Source organism: Paraburkholderia agricolaris (genome assembly GCF_009455635.1).
GTDB lineage: Bacteria > Pseudomonadota > Gammaproteobacteria > Burkholderiales > Burkholderiaceae > Paraburkholderia > Paraburkholderia agricolaris.
The window spans coordinates 166738-187519 of the sequence record NZ_QPER01000002.1 but is presented as its reverse complement, the minus strand read 5'-3'; the positions used below and the strand labels follow the sequence as shown (position 1 = coordinate 187519).

General features: G+C 61.2%; 19 protein-coding genes. 9 read left to right on the top strand and 10 right to left on the bottom strand.

Translation table 11 applies throughout. The annotated features are described in order from the left end of the window. Positions 1 to 28 precede the first annotated feature (28 nt). The 6 genes from GH665_RS22180 to GH665_RS22155 all read left to right on the top strand — a co-directional run bounded on the left by GH665_RS22180 (position 29) and on the right by GH665_RS22155 (position 6877). Positions 29 to 1426: a UbiD family decarboxylase gene (locus GH665_RS22180; protein WP_153138914.1), complete on the top strand. Its 1398-nt coding sequence runs from the start codon at positions 29 to 31 to the stop codon at positions 1424 to 1426. Beyond that, on the top strand, positions 1423 to 2037 hold the full coding sequence (locus GH665_RS22175; protein ID WP_153138911.1) for a UbiX family flavin prenyltransferase: 615 nt from the start codon (positions 1423 to 1425) through the stop codon (positions 2035 to 2037). The genes GH665_RS22180 and GH665_RS22175 overlap by 4 nt, the downstream gene beginning before the upstream one ends. A 50-nt stretch (positions 2038 to 2087) precedes the next feature. Continuing rightward, positions 2088 to 3197, top strand: a complete 1110-nt coding sequence (locus tag GH665_RS22170) for a CobW family GTP-binding protein (protein ID WP_153138909.1) — start codon at positions 2088 to 2090, stop codon at positions 3195 to 3197. Positions 3198 to 3286: 89 nt separating this feature from the next. Then, on the top strand, positions 3287 to 4633 hold the full coding sequence (locus tag GH665_RS22165; RefSeq protein WP_153138907.1) for a nucleobase:cation symporter-2 family protein: 1347 nt from the start codon (positions 3287 to 3289) through the stop codon (positions 4631 to 4633). A 90-nt stretch (positions 4634 to 4723) separates the two neighbouring features. After that, positions 4724 to 6103 (top strand): isoxanthopterin deaminase, encoded by a 1380-nt coding sequence (locus GH665_RS22160; protein ID WP_408270176.1) that lies wholly within the window; start codon positions 4724 to 4726, stop codon positions 6101 to 6103. A 42-nt stretch (positions 6104 to 6145) separates the two neighbouring features. Beyond that, positions 6146 to 6877 carry a maleate cis-trans isomerase family protein gene (locus tag GH665_RS22155; protein ID WP_153138903.1) on the top strand — a complete coding sequence of 244 codons (732 nt, stop codon included), beginning with the start codon at positions 6146 to 6148 and terminating at the stop codon, positions 6875 to 6877. A gap of 108 nt (positions 6878 to 6985) precedes the next feature. On the opposite strand, the gene cyoD is transcribed toward GH665_RS22155, so the two are convergent. The 7 genes from cyoD to GH665_RS22120 form a co-directional block, all read right to left on the bottom strand. Beyond that, positions 6986 to 7318, bottom strand: a complete 333-nt coding sequence (cyoD, locus tag GH665_RS22150) for a cytochrome o ubiquinol oxidase subunit IV (protein WP_153138902.1) — start codon at positions 7316 to 7318, stop codon at positions 6986 to 6988. Further along, positions 7319 to 7927: a cytochrome o ubiquinol oxidase subunit III gene (cyoC, locus tag GH665_RS22145; RefSeq protein WP_046572161.1), complete on the bottom strand. Its 609-nt coding sequence runs from the start codon at positions 7925 to 7927 to the stop codon at positions 7319 to 7321. Further along, entirely contained in the window at positions 7927 to 9936 is a 2010-nt protein-coding gene (cyoB, locus tag GH665_RS22140) for a cytochrome o ubiquinol oxidase subunit I (protein WP_153138900.1), read from the bottom strand. Before cyoB ends, cyoC begins: the two co-directional genes overlap by 1 nt. Before the next feature lie 3 nt (positions 9937 to 9939). Further along, entirely contained in the window at positions 9940 to 10833 is an 894-nt protein-coding gene (gene cyoA, locus GH665_RS22135; protein ID WP_153138898.1) for a ubiquinol oxidase subunit II, read from the bottom strand. A 306-nt stretch (positions 10834 to 11139) separates the two neighbouring features. Then, the gene (locus GH665_RS22130; RefSeq protein ID WP_153138897.1) at positions 11140 to 11586 is read right to left on the bottom strand and encodes a PPC domain-containing DNA-binding protein; all 447 of its coding nucleotides are present in this window, start codon (positions 11584 to 11586) and stop codon (positions 11140 to 11142) included. Continuing rightward, positions 11583 to 12116 (bottom strand): hypothetical protein, encoded by a 534-nt coding sequence (locus GH665_RS22125; protein ID WP_144193063.1) that lies wholly within the window; start codon positions 12114 to 12116, stop codon positions 11583 to 11585. The genes GH665_RS22130 and GH665_RS22125 overlap by 4 nt, the downstream gene beginning before the upstream one ends. A 184-nt stretch (positions 12117 to 12300) precedes the next feature. Next, a complete protein-coding gene (locus GH665_RS22120; protein WP_028195858.1) occupies positions 12301 to 13200 on the bottom strand; it encodes a LysR family transcriptional regulator in 900 nt (299 codons plus the stop codon). A gap of 192 nt (positions 13201 to 13392) precedes the next feature. Between GH665_RS22120 and GH665_RS22115 the strand changes: the two genes are divergently transcribed. After that, positions 13393 to 14535, top strand: coding sequence for a sigma-54-dependent Fis family transcriptional regulator (locus GH665_RS22115; RefSeq protein ID WP_153138895.1), 1143 nt, complete (start codon positions 13393 to 13395; stop codon positions 14533 to 14535). Between the two features lie 72 nt (positions 14536 to 14607). Here GH665_RS22115 and GH665_RS22110 read toward each other — a convergent pair whose 3' ends face one another. Further along, positions 14608 to 15513, bottom strand: coding sequence for a DMT family transporter (locus GH665_RS22110; protein ID WP_153138893.1), 906 nt, complete (start codon positions 15511 to 15513; stop codon positions 14608 to 14610). 144 nt (positions 15514 to 15657) lie between these two features. Between GH665_RS22110 and GH665_RS22105 the strand changes: the two genes are divergently transcribed. Beyond that, on the top strand, positions 15658 to 16470 hold the full coding sequence (locus tag GH665_RS22105; RefSeq protein WP_425496052.1) for an AraC family transcriptional regulator: 813 nt from the start codon (positions 15658 to 15660) through the stop codon (positions 16468 to 16470). 75 nt (positions 16471 to 16545) lie between these two features. Here the strand turns inward: GH665_RS22105 and GH665_RS22100 are convergent, their stop codons facing one another. Both GH665_RS22100 and GH665_RS22095 read right to left on the bottom strand, forming a co-directional pair. Next, positions 16546 to 18132 (bottom strand): acyl-CoA synthetase, encoded by a 1587-nt coding sequence (locus GH665_RS22100; protein ID WP_153138891.1) that lies wholly within the window; start codon positions 18130 to 18132, stop codon positions 16546 to 16548. Positions 18133 to 18199: 67 nt separating this feature from the next. Next, entirely contained in the window at positions 18200 to 19366 is a 1167-nt protein-coding gene (locus tag GH665_RS22095) for an acetyl-CoA acetyltransferase (protein ID WP_174771747.1), read from the bottom strand. Between the two features lie 393 nt (positions 19367 to 19759). On the opposite strand from GH665_RS22095, the gene GH665_RS22090 reads away from it, so the two are divergent. After that, a complete protein-coding gene (locus GH665_RS22090; protein WP_153138887.1) occupies positions 19760 to 20779 on the top strand; it encodes a TRAP transporter substrate-binding protein in 1020 nt (339 codons plus the stop codon). Positions 20780 to 20782 lie beyond the last annotated feature (3 nt).

The following is a 20782-nucleotide window of genomic DNA, read 5'->3' as shown; positions in this document are numbered from 1 at the left end:
AAACATTCCGCTTTCGACGGAGTTCACTATGGCGGATAACCTCTTCCGCGCCACGCAGGATTTTCATCGCTTCGCACAAGCGTATCGCGAGCAGTTTCCCGACGACGTACTGACTATCAAGCAACCATTGGCGGCGGATCAGGACGTCACCGCTATCGTCGCTGAATTGGCCGCGCGCGGGCGGCACGACATGTTGATCTGTGAGAAAGTCGACGGTATCGCGACGCCGCTGGTCACCAACTTCTTCGCTTCACGCACACGCATTGGCCGTTTGTTCGACGTCGATGCGTCGGGCTTATTCGACGCGTACCAGCAGCGTGCGAACGCTCCTATCGCACCGGTTTATGTTCCGACCGGTCCCATTCTCGATCAGGTTATCGAAGGCGATGCCGTCGATCTCGCGCAACTGCCGATGATCCGCCACTTCGATACCGATCGTGGCCCATATATCACCAACGCGGTGATCATCGCCGAAGATCCGGTAACGGGCGTCGCGAACCTGAGCTATCACCGTTCGATGCGCCATGCCCGCAATGCGCTGGCAACAAGCCTGCATTCGCGCGGCCACCTCTGGCGCATGCTGCAAACCGCCAAAGCGCGCGGCGACACATTGAAAGTTGCGATGGTGATCGGCGCCCATCCGTTGTTCATGCTGGCCGCCGCGGCGCGCGTGCCTTTCGGCACGGATGAACGCACGATTGCAGGGGGATTGTTCGGTGCGCCGCTGGAACTGGTCCGCACGCCACGCTATGGAATCGGCGTTCCCGCTTCAGCCGAATTTGTTCTGGAAGGCACGATCGATCCCGACGCTCATGCGGAAGAAGGTCCGTTCGGCGAATTCACCGGCTATTCATCAGACCGCTCGACCAACAATGTGCTGCGCGTCGACACGATGATGCGGCGCAACGATGCATGGCTCGTCGATGTCGTAGGCGGCCCGTACGCCGAGCATCTGACGCTGGCCCGTTTGCCGCGCGAAGCGGAAATGAGCGAGAAACTGAAGGCGCGCTTTCCTTCGGTCACTGCGCTGCATTATCCAAACTCGGGCACGCATTTTCACTGCTATGTCGCGCTGAATCAGACGCGCGATGGCGAAGCACGCCAGATCATGCTCGCGTTGCTCGGCTGGGACCCGTATCTGAAGAATGTAGTGGCGGTGGATAGCGATATCGACATCACCAACGATTCTCAAGTGCTGTGGGCCATTGCCACACATTTCCAGCCGCATCAGGACGTGTTTATCGTCGACGGTCTGCCGGGCAGTCCGCTCGATCCGTCATCGTCCGCGGCGGGCACCACGTCGCGCATGGGTATCGACGCGACACGCGGCTCTCATTTCGACGGCATTCGCGCGAAGATCAGCGAGCGCGCCGCGCAACACGCGGTTGAGATTCTGGCCCATGCCACCGCCGGAGCCCAAAAATGACCCCGCGGCGACTCGTAGTCGGCATCAGCGGCGCGTCCGGTTTCACATACGGCGTGCGCCTGCTGCAACTGCTGCGTGAACTCGGCATCGAAACGCATCTGACCGTCTCGCGCAGCGCGCTGCTAACGATGACGCATGAAACCGACTACAAGTTCGCCGAAGTCAGCGCCCTCGCCAGCTTCACCTACCGCTGCGACGACATGGCCGCGGCGATTTCCAGCGGTTCGTTCCGCTCGCTGGGCATGATCGTCGCGCCTTGTTCGATGAAGACGCTGGCCGAAATTGCCAACGGCATGTCGTCGAGCCTGATCTCGCGCGCCGCCGACGTCACATTGAAAGAGCGCCGCCCTTTGGTGCTGCTGGCACGCGAAACGCCTTACACCTTGGCGCATCTGCGCAACATGATCGCCGTTACTGAAATGGGCGCGATCGTCGCGCCGCCTGTGCCGGCGTTTTACGCGCGCCCTGTTTCGCTCGACCAGATGATCGACCACACGCTGGGCCGCGTACTCGATCTGTTCGGTCTCGAAGCGGGCACCGTCAAACGCTGGCGGGAGCAGGACATAACAACCGAAGTAGAAACGCAAACACACGCACCGCATATCGCCTGACCAGTTGAACAGCACGAACCGCAGTACGACCGAAGAAATGGAGACGAGTCATGAATCACATTCACACCACCCACAACGAAATCGAGAAAATCCCCGTCACGGTGCTGACCGGCTTTCTCGGCGCCGGCAAAACGACGCTGCTCAACTACATTCTTCGTGAGAAGCATGGCCGCAAGATCGCGGTGATCGAAAACGAGTTCGGCGAAATCGGTATCGACGGTGGTCTCGTACTCGAATCGACCGAAGAGATCTATGAGATGACCAACGGCTGCGTGTGCTGCGTCGGTGCAGTGCGCGAGGACCTGGTTCGGATCGTGCGTATGCTGGTGGAAAGGCCGGACCGGCTCGATCACATCATCGTTGAAACAAGTGGTCTGGCCGATCCGTATCCGGTCGCACAGACTTTCTTCCTCGACGATCCCATCGCGAAGCAGGTGACGCTGGATGCGGTCGTCACGATGGTGGATGCCAAACACATCGCCGCGCATCTGGACGATCTGGTGCTCGACGGCAGCGACAACCAGGCGGTCGATCAGATTGTTTGCGCGGACCGTATCGTGATCAACAAAGTCGATCTGGTGACGGTGGACGATATCGCTTCGCTGACGCAGCGCATTCGCGGCTTGAACGCCACGGCGGAGATCGTCGAATCGAGCTACGCCCGGATCGACCTCGACAAGATTCTCGGCATCGGCGCGAATGAGTTCTCACAGATTCTCGTGGAGGCAGACGGGCTGCATGAAGAAGAACACAGCCACGATCACGCGCATCACCACGACGAGCATGACGAACACGAAGCGCATCACGATCAGGCCCACCTCGACGACGACCACACCGACCATCAGCACGACGAAAGCGTCTCCTCGGTCGGCATCGAAGTCGACGCGGACATCGATCTCAACGCGCTGCAAGCCTGGCTCACCGAACTGCGCGAGTCCGACGCCGCCAATCTGTTCCGTATGAAAGGCATTCTCGCTGTGCAAGGCCAGTCGCACCGCTACGTGCTGCAAGGCGTGCACAACGTCATCGAGCTTCGCGCGGCACAAGTGTGGGGCACAGAACCACGCTCATGCCGCATTGTATTCATCGGACGCGATCTCGATCGCGCCGCGCTGACCGACCGCTTCCATGCCTGTCTTGCCGTGCCGGTTGCGGCCTGACGGGAGATCCGGCCGGCGCGCGAAGTGATGCTGCACGGCGAAACCGTGCGGCGAGCTCCGGCCAGAAAACGATATTCAGGAGACACGTCATGAACACCGCCATACATCCCGTCGATCGGATTCTGCCGAAGCGCCAGATGATCACGCTCGGTTTGCAGCACATGCTAGTGGCTTACATCGGCGCAATTGCCGTTCCGCTGATCGTCGCGTCGGCGCTGAAGATGTCCCCGGCCGACACCACCGTGCTCATCAGCACTGCGCTGTTTTGCTCGGGTATCTCGACGATCTTGCAAACCGTCGGCGTCTGGAAGTTTGGTGTGCGTCTGCCGATTCTGCAAGGCGTCGCGTTCAGCAGCGTCGGACCGGTCATCGCGATCGGCCTGAGCCCGGGTGTCGGCTTCGCCGGCGTGTGTGGCGCGGTAATTGGCGCGGGTCTCTTCACGATGTTCGCAGCACCCCTGGTTGGACGCTTGCGAAGATTCTTTCCACCGGTGGTGACCGGCTGCATCGTGACCGTGATTGGCTTGCAACTGTTCCCCGTTGCGTATCAATGGGTCGGCGGTGGCGAGGCGGCGCAGCAGCAGTTCGGTGCGTTGCCGTTCCTGGGCGTCACATTCTTCGTCGCGATCGTGATTCTTGGGATCAACCGCTTTGCCGGTCCGTTCCTGCGCAACCTGGCCGTACTGATCGGCTTGGTCGCGGGCGCCATCCTGGCGTGCGTGCTCGGCATGGGCAACTTCTCGAGCGTGGGCGCCGCGCCGTGGTTCACGCTGCCGATGCCGTTCCACTTCGGCACACCGGTGTTTTCGGTGGTGCCCGTGTTGACGATGATCGTCGTGATGGTGGTGCAGATGGTCGAATCGATGGGGCTGTTCGTCGCCATCGGTGACATCGTCGACAAGAACGTGAGCGAGGAAGACGTGGTGCGCGGCATGCGTGCGAATGGTCTGGCGAGCGCAATTGCGGGCATGTTCGCGGCGTTCCCCTTTATCGCCTTCATGGAAAACGTCGGCCTTGTGATCCTGACCGGTGTGCGCAGTCGCTGGGTTGTGGCGATCAGCGGCCTGCTGATGTGCGCGGTAGCACTGGTGCCGAAGATCGGCGCGGTGGTCGCCGCAACGCCCGCGGCGGCACTGGGCGGCGCCGGTATCGCGATGTTCGGCGTGGTGGTGGCAGCAGGCGTGCAAACGCTGGCGAAGGTGGACTTCGAACGCAATCGCTACAACGTGCTGATTGTCGGCTTCACGATCGCCATCGCGCTGATTCCGGTGATGGCGCCGCAAGTCTTCAAACACATGCCCGACTGGACACAGCCGTTCCTGCATAGCGGCGTGGTGCTGGCGTGTTTGGTGTCGGTCGTACTGAACGCGGTGCTGAACGGCGCGCCCGAAGACGAAAAGATCGTCGAGACCCACAACAACCTGGTGCGTGAATAAGCGGCCGAGGCAATAAGACGAGCGCGGCCGTCGCGCTTCCTGGGACCGGCGGCCGCTTCGAAGGATCTGAGAGGACATTGAATCGTGAGCATGCAAACTGAAGCGTTGCTGATCAAGAACCCTGTTGCGGTCATGAGTGGCCTGAGCGGCGACGCGGCGCGGCTAGGCAAAGTCGATTTGCGGATTCGCAACGGCCGTATCGAGGCCATTGCGCCGAACCTGGAACCACGCGCGGATGAGCGCGTAATCGATGCGCGTTCATGCGTTGTTTATCCGGGCTGGGTGAACACCCATCACCACCTGTTCCAGAACCTGCTGAAGGCGGTGCCGTCCGGCATTAACGCCGACTTGCAGGAATGGCTGGCCGCCGTGCCGTATCCTCGGCTCGCGCGCTTTACGCCGGAGCTGGCGCGGGTCGCCGCGCGACTGGGTATGGCCGAGCTATTGCTGTCCGGCGTGACGACCTGCGCCGATCATCACTACCTGTATCACGCCGACGGCAACACCGAAACAGGCGATCTGCTCTTCGACGAAGCCGCCGCGTTCGGCATGCGCTTCGTCCTGTGCCGTGGCGGCGCATTGCAGGCGGCGGGCGATCATCCGGGCTTTTCCAAAGTCGCGCTCAAGCCGGAAACGCTTGATCAGATGCTCGCGGATATCGAACGCCTGAAATCGCGCTATCACGATGCGGGCGACGCTTCGATGCGTCGCGTTGTGGTCGCGCCGACTACCCCGACGTTTTCACTGCCACCGGAGTTGCTACCTGAAGTCGCACGCGCGGCGCGTCGGATGGGCTTGAGGTTACACACACACCTTTCCGAAACGACTCGCTACGTCGACTTCTGCAAAGAGCGCTTCAACAAACTGCCGGTGGAATTCGTCGCCGATCACGAATGGCTCGGGCCGGACGTGTGGTTTGCTCACCTCGTACATCTGCAGCCGAGCGAGATCGCGATGCTGGCGGAAACCGGCAGCGGCTGCTCGCATTGTCCGGTGAGCAATGCGCGCCTCGGCAGCGGAATTGCGCCGGCCCCGCAAATGGCGGCAGCGGGTGTGCCGATGTCGCTGGCCGTGGACGGCGTCGCCTCAAACGAATCCGGCAGCATGACCAATGAAGCGCACTTCGCGTGGCTGGTGCATCGCGCGGCGCAAGGGGCGTCGGCGACCACCGTCGAAGAAGTCATTCGCTGGGGCAGCGCGGGTGGCGCAGGCGTACTCGGCCTGGATGCGGTCGGCACGCTTGAGGTCGGCAAGGCCGCGGATTTCGTGCTTTACGACGTCAGTGATCTGCGCTTCAACGGCTTCCATGACGTGGCGGTGGCGCCGGTAACGGCGGGTGAACCTGCCCGGGTTCGCTACAACGTGGTGAACGGCCGCGTCGTGGTGGATAACGGCGTGATTCCGGGCCTCGATCTCGAGCAGCTTCGCCATGAAGCGGCCGAGGGCGTGAAGCAACTGCTCGCCGACTAGACCGCTTACGCATACAAGCAAGCACCAAAGGGGTACGTCGCGATGCAGCATAGAAGAATCCGGCTCGGCATTCTCACGCCTTCGTCAAACACGGCGTTAGAGCCCATGACCGCGGCGATACTAAGCGAGCTGCCGCACGTCAGCGCGCATTTTGCGCGCTTCACGGTCACCGAGATCGCGTTATCGGAGCAGGCGCTCGGTCAGTTCGACGCGAGCCGGATTCTGGCGGCCGCACGTCATCTGGCCGATGCGCGTGTGGACGTGATCGGCTGGAGCGGCACATCGGCCGGATGGCTGGGCTTTGAGCGCGATCAGGCGTTGTGCCGCCATATCACCGAAGCGACCGGTATCCCCGCGACAACCTCGGTGCTGGCGCTCAACGAAATTCTCGTCAAAACCGGTGTGCGGCGCCTGGGTCTGGTATCGCCGTACCTCGACGACGTTCAGCAGCGGATCGTGCGCAACTACGAGAAGCTGGGGATCGAATGTGTTTCGGAACGGCACCTTGGCTTGCAGGACAACTTCAGCTTTGCCGAAGTGCCGGATACGCAGTTGGCGATCATGATGCGTGAAGCCGCATTTGCAAGACCCGATGCGGTGACGACATTCTGCACGAATCTGCACGCCGCGCATCTGGTGCGGGCGTTTGAGATGGCTACCGATATTCCCGCTTACGACACGGTAGCCACTGTGGTTTGGAAGGCTTTGAGAATGCTGGGGGTAGATACGACGCCACTCGCAAGTTGGGGCAAGCTGTTTACCGACGTGGTGTAGCACTGCGGTATCACGCGGCACGTCTCGCCGTGGCACAGCGCGCGGTGGCCGGTGCGCGCGGCGGCCTATCGGTTTCCGCGCGCACCGGCCACCTCTCCCGCGTGTGAATTACCGCGACATCATATTCATACTCACGTTGTGCATCACCCACACCGTGCCGCCGATCAGAATGATCGCAGCGACCGCGGTATAGCACAGCGCCATCACATTCCACCGTTGGCCGGAAGACGTGTTCAGATGCAGGAAGAACACTAGGTGAACAACAATCTGCACAAGCGCAAGCACGGCCAGCACAACCATGGCGGAGCGTGCTTCGAGCATGCCGTTCATCACCAGCCCGAACGACGCCGCAGTTAGTACCACAGCCAGTACGAATCCGACGATATAGCCCGAGAGACTCCCGTGCCCCTCTTCCTCATGAAGTGATCGCGTATGAGCCATTTAAAGCACGCTCCCAAGATAGACAAACGAAAACACGCAGATCCACACGATGTCTAGAAAGTGCCAGAAGAGACTCAGACAAGTCAGGCGCGTAATCTCGCGCTCGGACATTTCCGGCTTGAGCACGATCTGCACGGCGAGCACGACCATCCAGATGAGCCCCACGGTTACGTGCAAGCCGTGCGTGCCGACGAGGGTAAAGAACGATGAAAAGAACGCGCTGCGGCCAGGACCCGCACCTTCGGCGATCAGGTGCGAAAACTCCTGCACCTCGAACCAGAGAAACGCGAGGCCCAGCACAAACGTGATCGCCAGCCACCCGAGCACGACACCTGACTTGCGCTTGTGCGCACCGAGCATCGCGAAACCGTAGGTGATACTGCTCAGCAGCAACAGCGCGGTTTCCAGCGCGACGCCCGGAATATCGAACAGATCCTTACCGGTCGGGCCGCCTGCAAACTGGTGCGACATCACGGCAAACACCGCGAATAACGACGCGAACAGCACGCAGTCGGTCATCAGATAGAGCCAGAATCCGAATACCGAATGGGACGGCGCGTGCTCGCTTTCCAGCTCGCCCAGCGCGGCAAAATTGGTTTTCTGCAACATCAGTTGACCTCCGCAGCAGCAAGCCGCTCGTGACGCTTCGTTTCGCCTGCCTTGCCGCCCTTCTCTTCGGTCTTCCGGACCGTCTCAGCCGAAATGTAATAGCCGTCGTTATCGCCGAAGCTGCGTCCGATCACCGTCGCCATGATGGCAACCAGCGCTGCCACCGCGAGCCACGTGATGTGCCAGACCCCGGCGAAGCCCAGCAGCAGGCTAAAGATGCCGATAAAGAACCCCGCGCTGGTATTCGACGGCATATGAATCTCGCGGTACGCCACCTCTTTACCGAGGCCCTGCCCCGTTTCCTTCATGTGGGTGAACGCGTCGAGTTCATGCACCACCGGGATAGTGGCAAAGTTGTAAACCGGCGGCGGCGACGATGTGGCCCATTCGAGCGTGCGGCCGTCCCATGGATCGCCCGTGACGTCGCGGTACGCCGGCAGCTTGCGGTTACGCACGCTGACAACCACCTGCAGAACCTGACAAACCACGCCGAGCGCGATGAACACCACACCGCACGCCGCAACAATCAGCAATGGGTGCCACGCCGGGTTGTCATAGTGATTCAGGCGCCGCGTCATGCCCATGAAGCCCAGCACATAGAGCGGCATGAACGACACATAGAAGCCGACGAACCAGAGCCAGAATGCGGCCTTGCCGAGCTTCTCGTTCAACTTGATGCCGAACACCTTCGGGAACCAGTAGTGCACGCCAGCCAGATAGCCGAACACCACCCCGCCGATAATGGCGTTATGGAAATGGGCAATCAGAAACAGGCTGTTGTGCAGGACAAAATCGGCGCCGGGAATCGCCATCATCACACCGGTCATGCCGCCGATCGTGAAGGTAATCATGAAACCGATCGTCCACAGCACCGGGGTGGTGAATTCGAGCCGGCCACGATAAATCGTGAATAGCCAGTTGAATATCTTCACACCGGTTGGAATGGCAATGACCATGGTCATAATGCCGAAGAACGCATTGACGTCCGCGCCGGACCCCATCGTGAAGAAGTGATGCAGCCAGACGAGGAACGCCAGCACCGTAATCACGCAGGTGGCGTAGACCATGGTCTTGTAGCCGAACAGCGGTTTCTTCGCGAAGGTCGCGATCACTTCGGAGTAGATGCCGAACGCCGGTAGAATCAGAATGTAGACCTCGGGGTGGCCCCACGCCCAGATCAGGTTCAGATACATCATGGCGTTGCCGCCACCGTCGTTCGTGAAGAAGTGCATGCCCAGGTAACGGTCCAGACCAAGCAGCGCGAGCGCAATGGTCAGGATCGGGAACGTCGCCATGATCAGCACGTTCGAGCACAGCGCGGTCCACGTGAACACCGGCATCTTCATCAGCGACATGCCGGGTGCGCGCATCCGGACAATGGTGACGAAGAAGTTGATCGCGGTAATCAGCGTACCCACGCCTGATAACTGCAGGCTCCAGATGTAATAGTCCACCCCGACACCCGGACTGAACTGCAATTCCGAGAGCGGCGGATACGCAAGCCAGCCGACTTGCGCGAACTCGCCGATCACGAGCGACAGATTCATCAGAATGGCGCTAATCGCGGTCATCCAGAAGCTGAGGGAGTTCAGGAACGGGAACGCTACGTCGCGCGCACCGATCTGCAACGGTACGATCAGGTTGAAGAGCCCCACCATCAACGCCATCGCCATGAAGAAGATCATGATGACGCCGTGCGCGGTAAAGATCTGGTCGTAGTGATGCGGCGGTAGATAGCCCGGCGAGTCGAAGGCGAGTGCCAGTTGCAGGCGCATCATGACCGCGTCGGCAAAGCCGCGCAGCAGCATCAGGACCGCGACCACGATATACATCACGCCGATCTTCTTATGATCGACGCTGGTAAGCCATTCGCTCCAAAGCCATTTCCACTTGCCGAACCACGTCAACGCACCGAACGTGGCCAGGACGATGATCGCCATCAGGACGCCTGCGCCCATGATGATAGGCTGATCGAACGGAATCGCCGAAAGTGTCAGTTTTCCGAACATGTGTTACCCCTTCGTACTGCAATTGCTGTTCCGCAGATCGAGAACGTGGCCGTTGTTGTACTTCGCAATGATGTTGTAGAACAGCTTCGGATCGACCGATGAGAAGTAGCGCACCGGCGCCTTCTCGCTCGGCTGCGACACCGTGCTGTATTCGTTCATGTCGAGCCGGTCTGACGACGCCTTGACCTTTTCCACCCACGCGTTGAACTGCTCCGGGTTGGTGGCGAGCGCACGGAACTTCATGTCGGAAAAGCCCCTGCCGCTGTAATTGGCCGACACACCCGCGAAGTCGCCGGCTTCGTCCGCGATGAGGTGTAGCTGCGTTTGCATGCCGGCCATCGCGTAGATCTGGCTGCCCAGTTGCGGAATGAAGAACGAGTTCATGACCGAGTCGGACGTGATCATGAAATTAACCGGCGTGCCCACCGGAAAAGCCAATTGATTAACCGATGCAATGCCGAGATCCGGATAAATGAAGAGCCATTTCCAGTCGAGCGCCACTACTTCGACATTGATCGGTTTCACAGCCGACTCAATGGGCTTGTAGGGGTCGAGTTCGTGCGTGGTCTTCCACGTCAGAATTCCAAGGCACAGAATGATGATGGACGGCACGGTCCAGATGACGACTTCGATCGCCGTTGAGTGCGCCCATTTCGGTGCGTACTTCGCGTGGCGGTTGCTTGCGCGATAACGCCATGCAAACCACAGCGTCATCAGAATAACCGGCACCACCACAATCAACATCGTGAATGTTGCCGTGCCTATCAGCGACTTTTCGGCGAGACCGATGCTGCCCTTCGGGTCGAGCACATCGAGATTTCCACACCCGGAAAGACACGTAGTTAGCGCTGCCGCGATAGGTATCGACGCCCGGCTATGGGCTCCCTTTGTTTTCATATTTCCCGGCTTCTCATAGAACTTTCGCCTAAATTCGCTGCGCCCATAGCAACATGGGACACGCACTCAGAATGCGCATGCCGCAGGATTCTACGAAAGACCGAGGATGCGAAAGTTGATCCTAGGTAAGAGAACCGCACAGAAGTCGTAGTTTTCGGCAAAGAATTGTCAACACCCCAAAAGGCGGCTTTCTATGGGGTGTCGCCAGGTTCAATCTCGACGTATCTGAATCGGAAATTTCTGTCAGATCACAGAAGAAAACGGGCGTTGTTTCGCCATACGAATTTTTTTACTTTTGATTATTCGTCAAGCATGTTTCGCCAGTTCCTCCGCATCCGCGAGCCACTCCTGCAACGTCACCTCCACCGTGATGAACGACAGATTCATCCCGCGCACCACGCGGCCGGCAAACACCTGACTGTCCGTGCCGGACAGAATCGCGGTGAGCTCCGTCGTGCCTGTCTCGTCACGACCCGGCACGGCACACGCGAGCTCACCGAACAGTCCCACGATCTCGACGCCCGGCCCTTTGACAATCTGCGTGGCCTGCACGGCGCCCGCGCCGCTTGTCAGATGTCCGTCGATCAGACTGCCGACCGCGCTGCGCACCACCGCGCGGTCGATGCCGTATTGCGCACACAGGCGCTCAAGCGATTCGACGATGTCCTCATTCGGCTTCAGGCGTGCAATCAGGGTGCGCCCGTAGCAGCCGGCTTCGAGTTTGACCTCGGACGAGTTGGATTGCGCACTCATGCGGCATCCTCCACCGTCGGTCCAAACAACGTATAGCGAGTTTCCTCGTCGACATATTGCGTGAAGCCGCCGTGCGCGAACGCGCAGAGCCGCAACACCAGCGGTTCGCGGCCCACCTCGAGGCGATCGAGGATCACGTGGCCACCGTGCAGCCGGCCATCGCCGCCGACGAACGCACCGTGACAATGCAGCGCGACGCTGCCCGCACGGTCCTTACCGATCGTTACCGCGCCGTGCAGCAACGCGACTTCGTCATTCTCCATGTTAGGGGTGCCGTAGATGTAAGGCCGCTCGCCTTGCGCCGCCTTGATGACGACGTGGTATTGCAACGCGCGCGCCGAACCGCTGCAGATCCGGCCGGTTGCGCCGCAAAAGCCGTGGTGCATCATCAGGTCGCGCAGCACCGTGCCGGCGTTGCATCCGCTGGGTATTTCAACGCGCAGTTCGCGCGGCTCCCGCACTACCGTGGCCAGCACCCGCGGGTGAGCGGCTGCGCCAGGATGGCGGAAAGCTTCTGTCTTTAACGTCATGGGAGGGTCAGGTAGATTGCGACACCCCTTAATAGCAACTTCAATGCCATTTGAACGCGAGGCGCGAGGCACGCGGTGCGGCAGGCCTCAGCCCGCATGAACAGCGCCGCCTGCGCAGCAACATCTGTCGCGCGCCGTGCTACAGGTGTCGTGTGCGTGTCATATGGTGAAGCGAGGCGACTCGCTAGCTGCCCGAGCGAGTACCAACCAGGCCCAGTTGCGCGGCAATGTCGACGAACCGTGCCACGCAGGGATTCAACGTATCGGGGCTCCACACCAGCGCGACGTCGACGTAAGGCGCGTGCTGCAAGGGCACGAACCTGACGTTATCCGCGTGGGTACTGCGCATCGAACTATGCACGAGCGCAACACCGAGTTGCTGCGCGACGAGGTTCACGATGGTCTGCTGAAAATTGGTTTCGAGGCGGATACGTGGCGTAAACCCCGAGCGCCGGCAATGCTCGACGATCGTGTTGTAGATGAACGGCGAGGCCGCATGTGGGGAAATGATGAACCACTCGTCGCGCAACTCGGCAATGGAAATTGCCGCCCTTGTCGCCAGCCGGTGCCCTTCGGGGAGCACGGCTACCAACTGCTCGCTGAAGATCGTGCGGGTCTCCAGTTCGACCGCCGAATCCGACGGATACATGATGCCGACATCGGCCTTGCCGGCGCGAATGTCGGCCACGAGCAAGGTGGGAATGCTTTCGCTGAGCTTCAGTTCGACCCGCGGAAAGGCCGATGCGTACTCACGCGTCAGCACCGGCACGATGCTGTACGCGGCGGCGAACATGAAGCCCGCCATCAGCGTGCCCTCCTCGCCAAGGTCGGCGGCACGTGCATGACCGCGCGCCTGGTCGACGGTGGCCATCACCGTCTTGGCATCGCGATAGAAGCGATGGCCGGCTGCCGAGAGCCGCACGCTGCGGCGTGTGCGATCCAGCAGCACGACGCCTAGTTCCGCTTCGAGCAATGCGATCTGCCGCGACAGCGGTGGCTGGGAGATATTGAGCAGCGCCGCCGCCCGCCCAAAGTGCAGGGTCTCCGCAAGTACGACGAAGTAGCGTAATTGCCTCAGCTCCATGCCCGCCCCAAGTCCGCAAATAGGAATCCGACTTATACCTAATCGGTATCAGTCGTCGCATCATAATGTATTGGAGACTATTAATGAATCGCACTATGCTTGGTTTCGGAGACAAACCGCTGGCAGCTTTTTCGATCCGCCGGGCCACAAGCCGGGCCGATCCTGCCAATCAGATACATAAAGAGAGATGCCATGACCGCCCACGACCCGCTGGACCGCGCCCGTGCAGACTCATCTCGCTCATCGGGGCTACCTATTAGCCGACTATGTGGCGACGATCCTACGATGCTGGCCACGCTATCGCGTGCCCGCCTGCTCATCGACCGGCAGCTTCCCATTCTGATTCTCGGCGAGACCGGTACCGGCAAGGAATATCTCGCGCGTGCGCTGCACGACTACAGCAACCGCCGGCACGCGGCGATGGTGTCGGTGAATTGCGGCTCGATTCCTGAGAACCTTATCGAAAGCGAACTGTTCGGCTATACGCGCGGCGCATTCTCCGGCGCGCTCTCCACCGGCATGAAAGGCAAGGTCGTGCTCGCGCATCGCGGCACGCTATTCCTCGATGAGATCGGCGATATGCCCGCAGCGCAACAAACCCGCTTGCTGCGCGCACTGTCCGAGCGCGAGGTGACGCCGATAGGTTCGGCCGAACCTATCGCGGTCGATCTCCAACTGATCTGTGCGACGCATCAGAACATCGAATCGCACGTCGAAGCGGGAACGTTCCGTGAAGATCTCTATTACCGGATCGCCGTGGGCATCGTGCATTTGCCGCCGGTACGCGAGCGGCACGACCGCGCATGGCTGCTGCAATCGATCCTCGAACGCGAAGCACCGGGTATGACGCTCGAGGCCAACGTCGATAGCGAGGCGCGCGAGATTCTGCTGCACTGCAAATGGCCGGGCAATCTGCGGCAGATGCGTGCGGCACTTCAGTACGCATGCGCGGTGAAGAACGGCGACATGATTCGCGCGGGTGACCTGCCAGCCAATGTTCAGCCCGGTAAAGGCATGGTCGGGCGAATCGGTCTACACCCGACCTATCACCCCGCGTTTCAGGCAGCGCCGCAGCCGTACGCCGCGTCACGTGACAGCGGCGGCCACGCCGCATCGCATGCCGCGCGTTTCGCAGACGCGGCCCGTTTGCCGGTCGCGCCGCCGAGCGAACGCGACAACATTCTGCGTGCGCTGTCCGCGAGTCGCTGGAATATCTCGGCCGCGTCCCGCGAACTCGGTATTTGCCGCGCGTCGCTCTATCGCAAGCTCAGGCAGTTTCGCATTCCGCACGTGCGTGACCTTGGCAGCGATATGCTAATGGCGGATCACGGCTGAACGCGTGCATGCAACAACGGGGCGACGTGTTTGCCGAAACACGCGGCCCCGTCAGATGTCCCTCGTTGTGGCTTAGTCTCGCGCCGTGGCCGCTTGCGCCGCGGGCCGTTTGAACATTTGCGCAACAATCACGCCGACCAGCGCCGTACCGCCGCCGAGCACGTGATACATGTGCAAGGTTTCGCCGAGCATGGTGATGGCGATGAGCGCAGTCGCAATCGGCAACACGTTCATGAAGAGCGCGCAACGATTCGGACCGAGATGCTTGACCCCCTGCATCCAGAGAAACGGCAGCACCACCGAGGCCAGCACACCGGCATACAGGATCAGCGGCACGCTCGCGCGCGTCGGCATGGCTTCGGCTGCCGGCAGACGCAGCAGCATCGGCAGCATGAACACCAGCGCGAAAAGCGCCTGCAGGTAGGTGGATTGCCACGACGGCAGCCCCACGTGCCAGCGTTTGAGCAACACGCCGTACAGCGCATACGCGAGCGCCGCGAAAATCATCAGCAGATCGCCAAGATGCGCGCCGTTGGCGAGCAGCATCGCCGGCTTGCCTTGCGTGATCAGATAAACCACGCCGGCCAGCGACAGGACCCCGCCACCCACCATTCCCGTGGTCGGCGCTTCGCCGAGCAGCAGCGTGCTGGCCACCATCGTCATCAGCGGTACGAGCGCGGTGATGATCGACATATTGGTCGCCGTGGTGGTCCTGGCCGCTTCATACGAGAGGCTCTGGAACAATGCCATTGCCAGAAAGCCGAGCACGGCGAGCTTCGGGAGTTGCGGCACGATCGCCGCGCGATTGCGCCAGGCCGGCTTCAGCGTGAACAGGCTCATCAGCGCGACCGCCAGTAACAGGCGGTAGAACGTGATGGCCGAAGGGTCGATGGTGCGGGCGGACAGCTTCGACACGATGACATTGCCGGCCCACAACAGGATTGCCACAAAGGGAAACAGGAAATAGGATTTCTTCATGTCACGCTCTAACTGATTGTCGATAGGAATCGGGGGCTCCGAAGTGACATGAATTCTTGCGCTCGCATGCAAGGTCCGTCTCACGCCAAAAGGTCTTTATCTGTCGTGAAACGGTCAACCATCCGATGAAGGGCAACACCACGAATGAACGCGCGAACTCCAATGCCCGCGGCACGCCACACCGAAACGCCCACCGCGCCGGGCGCGCACGTGCCGTTCGAGAGCACGCCCATGCCGGTCTCGGCGATGGCCGCGTGGTATCCGCACGGCACCGTGATTGCGCCGCACCGCCATCGGCGCGCGCAATTGCTCTATGCGATCGAAGGCGTGATGTTGATCGAATCGGCAACCGGCTCGTGGGTCGTGCCGCCCACGCGGGGCGTGTGGCTCGAACCCGAGGTCGATCATTCGGTGCAGATGAGCGGCGACGTGAAGATGCGCACGGTGTTTGTCGAACCCGGCGCGGCCGCGCATTTGCCCACCCGCAGTTGCGTGGTCGAGGTCCATCCACTGTTGCGCGAGTTGATCCTCGCGGCGATCGACGTGCCGCCGGATTACACCGACGGCTCGCGCCACGATCATCTGATGCGCTTGCTGCTGGCGGAATTGAATGCGGTGCCGTCGCTGCCGCTTTATCTGCCGTGGCCGACCGATCAGCGTCTACGCGAGGTATGCAATAGCCTGTTCGCCGCCCCCGACGACAACCGCACCATCGGCGCATGGGCCAGCACGCTCGATGTATCCGAAAAGACATTCCACCGCTGGTTTCAGCGCGAAACCGGTTTGACGTTCGGCCGCTGGCGCCAGCAGGCGCGCTTGCTGCTCGCGCTCAAACGGCTCGCGCACGGCGAGAAGATCATCGCGGTCGCGCTGGATCATGGTTACACCAGCCAAAGCGCTTTCGCGGCCATGTTCAAGCGGCATTTCGGCGTGGTGCCGTCGGCGTTTTACGCGTAGCGGCTCGAGCGGTTCAACTTCCCTGCCCGGCGCGCGGCTAATCCAGCACGCGGCTGCGCCGGGCAAGCTGAAGCGCTAGCGCTCCGCCGTCGCGGCTTCCAGAGGCGTGGCGAGCAACGCCTTGATATCTTTCTTGACGATCTTGCCGTAGGCGGATTTGGGCAACGCGTCCCAGAACACGCAGCGCTTCGGCCATTTGTAGCGTGCGAGATGTGGTTCGAGATGCGCCAGCAAGGCTTCCTCCTCGAGTGCCCAGCCTTCGCGCCGCACCACCACCGCGACGCCGACTTCCCCCCACTTGGGATCGGGCATGCCGACTACCGCGACCTCCTGCACGGCCTTATGCGTAAGAATCGCTTCTTCGACTTCGCGCGGATAAACGTTCGAGCCACCGGAGATGTACATGTCCGATGAACGTCCGGTGATGTACAGGAAGCCCTGTTCATCGAGGTGGCCCAGGTCTCCGGTATGAAACCAGCCATGACGGAAGGCCTTCTCGTTCGCGTCCGCATTGTTGTAATAACCGATGAACACCGCCGGCCCGCGCACGCAAATTTCGCCGCTCGCGCCTGCTGCGAGGCGATGGCCTTCATCATCGAGAATGCCGATTTCAATGCCGGTGCGGGCATAGCCACAGGTGCCGACACGGCTGCCCGCGGCATGGTCGTCGGCGGTGTGCAACGAAGGCGGCAGCACCGTGATATTGCCGGTCACTTCGCCGAGGCCGTAATACTGCACCAGCACCTTGCCCAGCTTGCGCAGCGCATGCTTCTGATCCTCGCGATACATCGGCGCCCCGGCATAGATCACATACTTCAGCGAACTGTGATCGTAACGGTCCACCGATTCATGCTCGGTCAGCATCTTGACGATGGTGGGCACGGTGAACATATTGTCCACGCGGTGTTTTTCTACCAGCGCCCAAGCCTCTTCGGCATCGAGTTTCTCCGACGCCGGCAGAATGCTGGCCGCCGCGCGCGCAACGTTGACCATTGCATGAATGCCCGCGCCGTGCGAGAGCGGCGCCACCACGAGCGAGCGCGACTCGTGCGTCAAACCGGGCATCAGATCGGCAATGTGATTGGTCAGCACAAAAGCCATCTGTCCGTGCGTAAGCACGCCCGCTTTCGGGCGCCCTGTCGTGCCGGACGTATAGAAAAACCACAGCGGATCGTCACGGTCCACATCCACCGCGGCGAACGGCGGTGCGTCCATCTGCTGCGCGAGTGTCTCGTAAGCGAGTTCACCCGCCCGCGGCGTGCCGATTGCGATCACATGCTGCAAGGCCGGCGACGCCGCGCGCACCGCGTCAACGTGGGCGTCGAAACCGGCTTCGTAGATCATCGCTACCGCACCGCTCGATTCGCCGAGATACGCCGCTTCCGCTGCGGTAATCCGGCAGTTGGTCGGCACCCACACGGCACCGAGTTTGAACGCGACCCATGCGCTTTCGAAGAGCGCCAGGTTGTTGCGCGAATGCACGAGAATCTTGTCGCCCTTGCCGATGCCGAGCCGGCTCAAACCGTGCGCGACCGCGTCGACGCGCGCGTTAATGTCGTGCCAGCTCACGCTGCGTTCGGCGTGAATGAAGCCGGGTTGATCGGCGTGGCGTCGGGCTGCGTCGGTCAGCAGATTCCCGAGGTTCATGACGGTGGTCAGCATAAGCCAGTGCTTTGAAGAAAGAGAGGTTGAGAGGCGCGCATACCTGGTCCAGATGATCGAATGCCTTTCAGCGGCGCGCTTCGAGAATGCTCAGATAATTGGTCACGGCCGCGCCGCCCATGTTGAACACCCCGGCCGTGCGTGCATTCGGAATCTGCATCGCGCCGGCCTGGCCGCTGACCTGCATCGCCGCCATCACGTGCATTGACACGCCCGTCGCGCCGACTGGATGCCCCTTCGCCTTCAATCCGCCCGACGCATTGACCGGCAGGCGCCCCTCTTTCGTGGTCACGCCTTCGAGAATCACGCGGGCGCCCTGTCCCGGTTCGGCCAGACCCATCGCCTCGTATTCGATCAGTTCGGCAATCGTGAAGCAGTCGTGGGTTTCGACCAGCGACAGATCGTCGAGTGTCATGCCGGCTTGCGCCAGGCCTTGTTTCCACGCGAGCCGCGCGCCTTCGAACGCGATCGGATCGCGCCGCGACAGCGGCAGGTAGTCGCTCACCTGCACCGTCGCGCGAAACTCGACCGCGTGACGCGCGCGCCGCGCGATGTCCGGTGACGCGATGATCAGCGCGGCCGCGCCGTCGGAGATCATCGAGCAGTCGGTACGCTTCAACGGCCCGGCAACGAACGGGTTTTTCTCCGACGGCGTGCGGCAAAAGTCATAGCCGAAATCGCGCCGCATATGCGCATACGGGTTCGACACGCCGTTGTGATGATTCTTCGCGGCAATCGCCGCCAGCGCATCCGACTGGTCGCCATAGCGATCGAAATACGTTTGTGCAAGCTGGCCGAAAATGCCCGCGAATCCGCCCGGCACGTCCGCTTCTTCGCTCGCATACGAGCACTTCTGCAACACCTTGCCGACTTCGGCGGTCGGCAGGCTTGTCATCTTCTCGTAGCCGATCACCAGCGCGCACGCGGAGCGGCCCGAGCGCACCGCATCGAGCGCGGAGTACACCGCGGCCGAGCCGGTCGAGCACGCGTTTTCACAACGCACGGTCGAGGTGAAGCGCATTTCGGGAATCGCGTTGAAGACGAGTGCCGACGGAAAGTCCTGATAGACGAACCCGCCGTTAAAAGTGCCCACGTGAATCGAATCGATCTGACCGGCTTCGACGCCGGCATGCTCGAGCGCACCGAGTGCGCTGTCGGCAATCATGCGTTCGATGTCCAACGCGTCGAGCTTGCCGAACGGGATATGGCTCCATCCGATGATGGTCGGTTGCATTGCGAATAACTCCTTGGCTTGGGGATGGGAATGACGGCTCTTCATGCAAAAGCCAGGCCAGCCAGGCCGATCGTTTCATGATCGCGACCCCGGCCGGCACGGCGCGCATGAAGCGAGCGCCGTGCCGATGCGGGCCGCGCGCCGCGAAACCCTCCAATCCTGCTTTCGCGCCACGCATGAATCCGCAGTCCACCCCCCGGCTCGCGTGCGACACAAAGCATGCGACAGGTGTCGCATTTGCTCGACACCTGCACGGCGTGCCCGCCCTGGCAATAACCCGGGGTTGCCGGCTTAACGCCAATAGCCACGCGGCTCCCGCCAAATGGCATCCAATTTGCTTTTAGCTAGCCGCCGGCCTTCGAAGCGGCAAACATAAAACTCAGGAGACAGACGATGAGCGTTACCACCCGGCGCGACTTTCTCAAATGCGCTTCTCTTGCCGCCGCGGCGTCGTTCGCCGGTCTGCACGGCCGCTCCGCGCACGCTGCCGAATTCACCCTCAAGTACGCGAACAACCTGCCTGCCACCCATCCGATGAACATCCGCGCGAAGGAAGCCGCGGCGCGCATTGCTTCAGAGAGTAAGGGGCGGGTCGACTTCCAGGTGTATTCGAACAACCAGTTGGGCAGCGATACCGACATGCTGTCGCAGGTCCGCTCCGGTGCGATCGATTACTTCACGCTCTCGCCGCTGATTCTCGGCACCCTCGTGCCCGCCGCGCAGATCACCGGCGTCGGTTTCGCGTTCAAGGACTACGACCAGGTGTGGGCCGCGCTCGACGGCGCACTCGGTGCGCGCGTGCGCCAGGAGATTGCGAAGACCTCGGTGTTCGCGTTCGACAAGATCTGGGACAACGGCTACCGCCAAACCACCACCAGCACCAAGCCGATCCACCTGCCGGGCGACCTGAAAGGCATCAAGCTGCGCGTGCCGATGAGCCCGATCTGGACCTCGATGTTCCAGGCGCTCGGCGCCTCGCCGGCCAGCATCAATTTCTCCGAGGTGTATTCGTCGCTGCAAACGCGGGTTGTGGAAGGTCAGGAGAATCCGCTCGCCACCATCACCGCGGCCAAGCTTTACGAAGTGCAGAAGTATTGCTCGATGACCAATCACATGTGGGACGGCTTCTGGTTCCTCGCGAACAAACAGTCGTTCGCGCGTCTGCCGAAGGATCTGCAAACCATCGTGCAGAACGCCGTCAACGATGCGGCCATGCAGGAACGCACCGACGTCGCCAAATTGAACGCGTCGCTGATGCCGGAGCTGAAAGCAAAGGGCCTCCAGTTCAACGATGTCGATATCAATGCGTTCCGCAGCCAGTTGACCTCAACGGGTTTCTACGCCGACTGGCACAAGAAGTTCGGCGACGACGCGTGGACCGCCCTCGAAAAATACACCGGCAAACTCGCCTGACGC

Excerpts from the sequence above, each read along its gene's own strand:
- GH665_RS22180 (WP_153138914.1), top strand. The coding sequence starts at position 29 with ATGGCGGATAACCTCTTCCGCGCCACGCAGGATTTTCATCGCTTCGCA.
- GH665_RS22175 (WP_153138911.1), top strand. The coding sequence starts at position 1,423 with ATGACCCCGCGGCGACTCGTAGTCGGCATCAGCGGCGCGTCCGGTTTC.
- GH665_RS22170 (WP_153138909.1), top strand. The coding sequence starts at position 2,088 with ATGAATCACATTCACACCACCCACAACGAAATCGAGAAAATCCCCGTC.
- GH665_RS22165 (WP_153138907.1), top strand. The coding sequence starts at position 3,287 with ATGAACACCGCCATACATCCCGTCGATCGGATTCTGCCGAAGCGCCAG.
- GH665_RS22160 (WP_408270176.1), top strand. The coding sequence starts at position 4,724 with ATGCAAACTGAAGCGTTGCTGATCAAGAACCCTGTTGCGGTCATGAGT.
- GH665_RS22155 (WP_153138903.1), top strand. The coding sequence starts at position 6,146 with ATGCAGCATAGAAGAATCCGGCTCGGCATTCTCACGCCTTCGTCAAAC.
- cyoD (WP_153138902.1), bottom strand. The coding sequence starts at position 7,318 with ATGGCTCATACGCGATCACTTCATGAGGAAGAGGGGCACGGGAGTCTC.
- cyoC (WP_046572161.1), bottom strand. The coding sequence starts at position 7,927 with ATGTTGCAGAAAACCAATTTTGCCGCGCTGGGCGAGCTGGAAAGCGAG.
- cyoB (WP_153138900.1), bottom strand. The coding sequence starts at position 9,936 with ATGTTCGGAAAACTGACACTTTCGGCGATTCCGTTCGATCAGCCTATC.
- cyoA (WP_153138898.1), bottom strand. The coding sequence starts at position 10,833 with ATGAAAACAAAGGGAGCCCATAGCCGGGCGTCGATACCTATCGCGGCA.
- GH665_RS22130 (WP_153138897.1), bottom strand. The coding sequence starts at position 11,586 with ATGAGTGCGCAATCCAACTCGTCCGAGGTCAAACTCGAAGCCGGCTGC.
- GH665_RS22125 (WP_144193063.1), bottom strand. The coding sequence starts at position 12,116 with ATGACGTTAAAGACAGAAGCTTTCCGCCATCCTGGCGCAGCCGCTCAC.
- GH665_RS22120 (WP_028195858.1), bottom strand. The coding sequence starts at position 13,200 with ATGGAGCTGAGGCAATTACGCTACTTCGTCGTACTTGCGGAGACCCTG.
- GH665_RS22115 (WP_153138895.1), top strand. The coding sequence starts at position 13,393 with ATGACCGCCCACGACCCGCTGGACCGCGCCCGTGCAGACTCATCTCGC.
- GH665_RS22110 (WP_153138893.1), bottom strand. The coding sequence starts at position 15,513 with ATGAAGAAATCCTATTTCCTGTTTCCCTTTGTGGCAATCCTGTTGTGG.
- GH665_RS22105 (WP_425496052.1), top strand. The coding sequence starts at position 15,658 with ATGAACGCGCGAACTCCAATGCCCGCGGCACGCCACACCGAAACGCCC.
- GH665_RS22100 (WP_153138891.1), bottom strand. The coding sequence starts at position 18,132 with ATGCTGACCACCGTCATGAACCTCGGGAATCTGCTGACCGACGCAGCC.
- GH665_RS22095 (WP_174771747.1), bottom strand. The coding sequence starts at position 19,366 with ATGCAACCGACCATCATCGGATGGAGCCATATCCCGTTCGGCAAGCTC.
- GH665_RS22090 (WP_153138887.1), top strand. The coding sequence starts at position 19,760 with ATGAGCGTTACCACCCGGCGCGACTTTCTCAAATGCGCTTCTCTTGCC.